Source organism: uncultured Campylobacter sp. (assembly GCF_937997405.1).
Lineage (GTDB): Bacteria > Campylobacterota > Campylobacteria > Campylobacterales > Campylobacteraceae > Campylobacter_B.
Genome location: NZ_CALKTL010000134.1, coordinates 1 through 4,685 on the forward strand (window position 1 = coordinate 1; position 4,685 = coordinate 4,685).

A 4,685-nucleotide genomic window follows, 5' to 3' on the forward strand; every position below is an offset into this window, starting at 1 on the left:
AAGCCGTTTGAGTGCAGGCCGCTGCTAGGAAGCGCGATGAGCACATCGCCCTCGCGCACGAACTTGCTGCGGTCGATCTCGTCCTCTTCGGCGATACCCACGGCAAAGCCCGCTAGGTCGAAGTCGCCCTTTTCATACATCGAGGGCATCTCCGCCGTTTCGCCGCCGATAAGCGCGCAGCGGGCGAGTTTGCAGCCTTCGGCGATGCTTTTTACTACCTCTTTGGCATCCGCAATCTCGAGCTTCGCCGTCGCGTAGTAGTCGAGGAAAAATAGCGGCTCGGCGAAGTTGCATATGAGATCATTCACACACATCGCGACGAGATCTTGGCCTACGCCGTCAAATTTACGCGCGTCGATCGCGAGTCGCAGCTTTGTGCCCACGCCGTCGGTGGCGCCTAGGATCGCGAGTTTTTTATAGCCTGCAGGCAGCCTTACCGCACCCGAAAACGAGCCGATACCGCCTAAAACGTGCGGAGTTTGCGTCGCTTTGACAAACGGTTTTATCGCGTTTACGAAGTCATTTCCCGCGTCTATATCGACGCCCGCGTCTTTGTAGCTTATCAAATTTTATCCTCCAAGATGGTATAATTTCGCAGATTTTAGCTAAAATCGAATAAAAACGCTATAAAGGCCCATCTTGAAATTTAAACACGCCGTCGTCATCACGGGCAGCATCGGTAGCGGCAAGAGCGCGGTTTGCGAGCTGCTTCGTGATCGCGGATTTGAGATCATCGATGCCGATAAGATTTCGCATTGCGTCTTGGATCGCTGCGCCGCGCAGGTGGCGGAAATTTTCGGCGCGCAATACATCGTGCAAAAAGACGCGCAGGCTGCAAATTCTGCCTCGCATGCGGAATTTGACGCTAGCGGTGATGAGGAAATTTCGGCCGCGCACCGTGCTTCAGTGGATCGCAAAAAGCTAGGCGAGCTGGTGTTTAAAGACCCTGCGGAGCTTGCAAGGCTCGAAGCGCTACTGCATCCAAAGATAACAGCTGAAATTTTATCGCAGGCGCAGGCTTTGGAGGCGAAAGGAAGGCTTTACTTCGTCGATATTCCGCTGTTTTTCGAGGGCAAGAGGTATGAGTTTTTCGACAAAGTGGCGGTCGTTTATGCGCCTAAAGATACGCTGATTTCGCGCGTGATGAAGCGAAATGGGCTGGATCATGCCGCCGCAAAGCACCGCGTGGAGCTACAAACTAATATCGAGCAAAAGCGCGCTATGGCGGATTTTGTGATAGACAATAGAAGCGATCTTGCCGCGCTTAAGACCGCGGTGGAGAGATTTTTAAAAGAGCTAGAAGATAAAATTTAGCCCTTTGCGCGGTTGCGTAAAATTTCTACGTAAATTGAGATGAGTTGAAAATAAAGGAGAGGCGATGAGGATCGGTAGCTGTGCCCAAAGCGGTGCTAAATTTCAAAATTTTAAAAGTATGCCACTTAAAGAGCGGTTGAAATTTACGGTGCGAACGGTTTTGCTCTCCGCGCTGTTTGCGACGGGCGCTGCGGCGGAGATAGACGATCTAAGGAAGGGCTGCGCCGCGGGGAGCGAGATGGATTGTAGAAAACTAAGCCGCGTGATAAACGAGCTGCAGCGCAACTGCGACGCCGGCGGCGAGGAAAATGCGCTGGATTGCGCAAATTTGGGCTATGCATACGACTCAAATAGAAGCTTCAGGCAGGCCGTGCGCTATTACGACAGGGCGTGCAAGCTCGGCGAACAGAAGGGCTGCGTCTATTTGGGGCTGCTCTACAACGACGGGCAGGGGGTGGCGCAGGATCGCAAGAGGGCGAATGAGCTTTTCAGCGACGCCTGCAAGAAAAACAGCAGCGAGGGGTGCGCGAGCCTTGCATACAACTATAAAAAGGGGCTCGGCGTCTATCCCGACGTGAAAAAGGCGATCGAGTTTTTGATCAAGGCTTGCAAAATGGGGCAGGTAGAGGCGTGCCATAACCTAGGGCTCAGCTACGTTCTTGGCGAAGGCGTGAAAAAGGACGCGGACAGGGCCAGGATATTTTTTAATAGGGCTTGTGAGCAAGGACACGTGGATTCGTGCGTGAATTTGGGCGTTACGTATTTTAAAGGCGATGGCGGGCAAAAGGATCAGGCGCTTGCTGCGAAGTATTTTAGTGAGGCGTGCGAGAGAAGCGACGAGCCGCTAGCCTGCTCAAATTTGGCGTATCAATACGAAAAGGGCTGGGGCGTGACGAAAGATAAAAAGAGGGCGCGCGAGCTTTACAAAAAGGCTTGCAAGCTCGGAAGATTTGATGCTTGCGAGCATTTAAAGGCTATGAGGTAGGCTCTAACATCAAGCGCGAAAAACGCATAACAAAATGGGCTTACGAAAGAAGATAGTTAGTAACTTTAGTCTTAGTAAAGCCTATAAATAAGCGATGCGCTTAAATTTAGATAGAAGTAAAATTTTAATAAAGCGTTAGTGAGCAGCGTTAGTAATTTTAAAATTTGCGAGGTAGATAATGAAAATTTCAAAATATAATGCGAGCGGAAATGATTTCGTGATTTTTACGGATTCTGTTAAGGCGGATAGATCCAAGCTAGCGCGTGAGCTATGCGATAGGCGTGATGGGGTGGGCGCCGACGGGCTCATCGTCGTACTACCGAAATTTAACGGTATCGAGGGGATAAATTTCGAGTGGGAATTTTACAATAGCGACGGCAGCAGCGCCGATATGTGCGGCAATGGCTCGCGCGCGGTATGCATGTATGCGTATGAGAATTTTTTGGCCGGGCAGAGCATGAAATTCCTAAGCGGCGCAGGTGTAATTAGCGGTGAAATTTTCGGTATTTTCGGCGGAAATTTGAGCGAGAGCATGCGAGGTGAGCTACGCAATGTAAGCTTCGGCGAGATTTTCAATCTTCGCCCTAACGCTCACGCGTTAGTAGCTAACGTCGAGGTAATGTTAACTCGTCCTAAGCGCCTGGGCGAAAGCTTTGAGGAGGCAGGGCTAACGTGGTATTTTTATAACACAGGAGTGCCGCATTTGGTAACTTTTGTTAGTGATTTAAATGAGTTCGACGCCGCGCTGGCCCGCGACCTGCGCGAAAAGTATAACGCTAACGTTAATTATGCGTTAGTTCAAAGTCGCCTCGCAAGCAAAATTTTAAAGGTGCGCACCTTTGAGCGTGGCGTAGAGGCAGAAACTCTCGCATGCGGTACGGGGATGGCGGCATGCTTCATCGCAGGCGTCGAAAATATGGGGCTAGCTCCCGACATTCGCGTGATACCTGCAAGTGGCGAAATGCTAAATTTGCGCTTAGGGGATGGAGGCAAAATTTACTTTCGTGGCGACGTTAGGCATACTTTCGATGGCGAATTTATTGGATACGTGGAGTAGGCAGGGCGAAATTTCGAGCCGGTTTGCGCGAGAATCCGTAAAATTTTTGAGTGTAATTTATACAAGATTTCGCTTTTCGCTCCGTTTTATAAAATAATATATTTGCAATACAGCATTGGAATTTAAAATTTTATGATGATGAAATTTTAAAATTTACAGGGCATGGTTTGGGTGAGAATTTTAATTTTGAGGTAAAATTTGGCGTCTCACTGCAAAATTTAATTCCAAATTTCGGAATTTTATGAAATAAAATTTTAAGATTTCAGCGTGTGGAATTTTGCTACTAAATTTAAAATTTTTGCTTGAATTTCAAATTTGTATCGCATTAATTTAGGCTTCTGTGGAATTTAAGCGTTATAGCGTTATAAAATTTACGCTCTAACCCGCTCATTCGGTTTATAAATTTTGCTGCCGCCGCAAAAAATCCGCCGTGTTCGCACAAGTGAAATTCCGTCGCATTTGCGCGAGTAAAATCCGCCACTAATAGCAAAAAGTGCGACATCAAGCGCAAATCCTCGCCGCGGGTAAAATCTGTCATTGACGATAAAAGCTAGATTTATCGATACGGCAATTCTTGAAGCGCGGTAGAATTTACTAACGATGATAAAAGCACAGTGCAGTTACGGCGAAATTTAAAATTTGCGCCCGCCGAATTCCGTCGCGCCGTCATTTTGTCGTTTAAATTTTAAATTCCATCCGTGTCGGTTTGGCCGAAACTAGGCATAAAATCTGATGATTAACTCTCTGGCGAGCGCTAAAATCACGACAAAAATTATAAATTTTAATAAAGATTTTTGTCGTATCGCGACAAGCATAACGATGCCAAATAAAACGAGCGCAATGTCTAAAAATGTATCTTTCATACGCTTAATTGAAATTTAATCAAAATACTAAGTATGATAAGAAGTATTATAAAGCGCAAGATTGAGTGCATGGAGGATAGATCGCCAAATTCTTTGTCATATTCCTTTTTTACCTCCCACTCAGCTTTCCAGGCGAACATTTTTACTATAAAATCCAGCATTTTCATCTCCTTTTTTTAAGGCGAGTCGCATAAAAATGAAATTCTGTCGCTCCACGTGAAATTAAAGAATTCTATCTAATTGGCGCTTAAAATTTTTAATTTTGAACTATTTGTCGGCGTTTTGGACGAGCGCTTTTTCGTATTTTTCGATAAAGCTTCGCCCTGACTCGCATAGGCGGTAGATGAAAATCTTCGACGCCTTGCCCGCATCAAGCCCCGTATCCTTAATGCTTTCGCGCTGCAGGTAGCCCCAGTTTTTATGAATTATGTCAAGAGTCGATTTGATCGATGTGTAGTTGCGCCCA

General features: G+C 46.9%; 5 protein-coding genes. 3 read left to right on the forward strand and 2 right to left on the reverse strand.

Annotated elements, in window-relative coordinates; genetic code table 11:
* Positions 1 to 566 (reverse strand): phosphoribosylformylglycinamidine cyclo-ligase (gene purM / locus Q0372_RS07085; protein WP_298104273.1); only part of this gene is annotated, 566 nt, incomplete at its 3' end.
* Positions 567 to 636: 70 nt separating this feature from the next.
* Here purM and coaE point away from each other — a divergent pair.
* From coaE to dapF, 3 genes are all read left to right on the forward strand, one after another.
* Complete coding sequence (coaE, locus tag Q0372_RS07090) at positions 637 to 1,314, forward strand: dephospho-CoA kinase (RefSeq protein ID WP_298104313.1); 678 nt, start codon at positions 637 to 639, stop codon at positions 1,312 to 1,314.
* 64 nt (positions 1,315 to 1,378) lie between these two features.
* On the forward strand, positions 1,379 to 2,299 hold the full coding sequence (locus Q0372_RS07095; RefSeq protein WP_298104276.1) for a tetratricopeptide repeat protein: 921 nt from the start codon (positions 1,379 to 1,381) through the stop codon (positions 2,297 to 2,299).
* Positions 2,300 to 2,477: 178 nt separating this feature from the next.
* Positions 2,478 to 3,356, forward strand: a complete 879-nt coding sequence (gene dapF / locus Q0372_RS07100; protein WP_291938610.1) for a diaminopimelate epimerase — start codon at positions 2,478 to 2,480, stop codon at positions 3,354 to 3,356.
* A gap of 1,130 nt (positions 3,357 to 4,486) precedes the next feature.
* On the opposite strand, the gene Q0372_RS07105 is transcribed toward dapF, so the two are convergent.
* Positions 4,487 to 4,685 (reverse strand): hypothetical protein (locus tag Q0372_RS07105; RefSeq protein WP_298104279.1); only part of this gene is annotated, 199 nt, incomplete at its 5' end.

Excerpts from the sequence above, each read along its gene's own strand:
- Q0372_RS07095 (WP_298104276.1), top strand. The coding sequence starts at position 1,379 with ATGAGGATCGGTAGCTGTGCCCAAAGCGGTGCTAAATTTCAAAATTTT.
- dapF (WP_291938610.1), top strand. The coding sequence starts at position 2,478 with ATGAAAATTTCAAAATATAATGCGAGCGGAAATGATTTCGTGATTTTT.